Origin of the sequence: Pararcticibacter amylolyticus (assembly GCF_003130405.1) — a bacterium.
GTDB classification, from domain to species: Bacteria; Bacteroidota; Bacteroidia; order Sphingobacteriales; family Sphingobacteriaceae; genus Arcticibacter; species Arcticibacter amylolyticus.
In genome coordinates this window covers 1-431 of the sequence record NZ_QEAS01000115.1, presented here as the reverse complement: position 1 = coordinate 431, position 431 = coordinate 1, and the positions used below count along the sequence as shown (strand labels likewise).

The 431-nt window shown below is 63.6% G+C and carries 1 protein-coding gene; it reads right to left on the bottom strand.

Annotation, left to right across the window (positions count from 1 at the left end):
* A partial coding sequence (locus DDR33_RS26315) for a DUF6443 domain-containing protein (protein WP_238387958.1) occupies window positions 1–431 on the bottom strand: 431 nt, incomplete at both ends.

Below are 431 nucleotides of genomic sequence, written 5' to 3'. Positions count from 1 at the left end.
CGGTTGAGCGGGGAGGCTTCAAAGCGGGTCTCGGCAAAGGGGGACGGGATACGGGGGACGCCGGTGGGCAGCTGCGCTTCGCTGCCGGATGGGTTATAGAAGGCCATGATGCCGCTGCCGGGGGCCAAGGCCCCGGCTTTATAGCTGCCGTTAGCGCTGGGGTCGGCATAGGGGAGGTATTTTTTTGCTTCGCGGCCGAAGGGGTCGTATTCGAAGGGGGTGACCAGATCGCGGGTGGCCTGGGGGCTGCCTTTGACCTGCACGTTCTGAAGGGGGCGGCCAAGGCCGTCAAAGTACTGGACGTTCATCATCACTTCGCAGGTCTTTTTGGCGGACAGGTCGGTGCCGGCGGCAAAGGGCTCGCGGGGGGTATAGGTGAGGATGTAGTTCTGATCGGTGCTTAATGCGGCGGCAAGGGGGATACAGGGGGC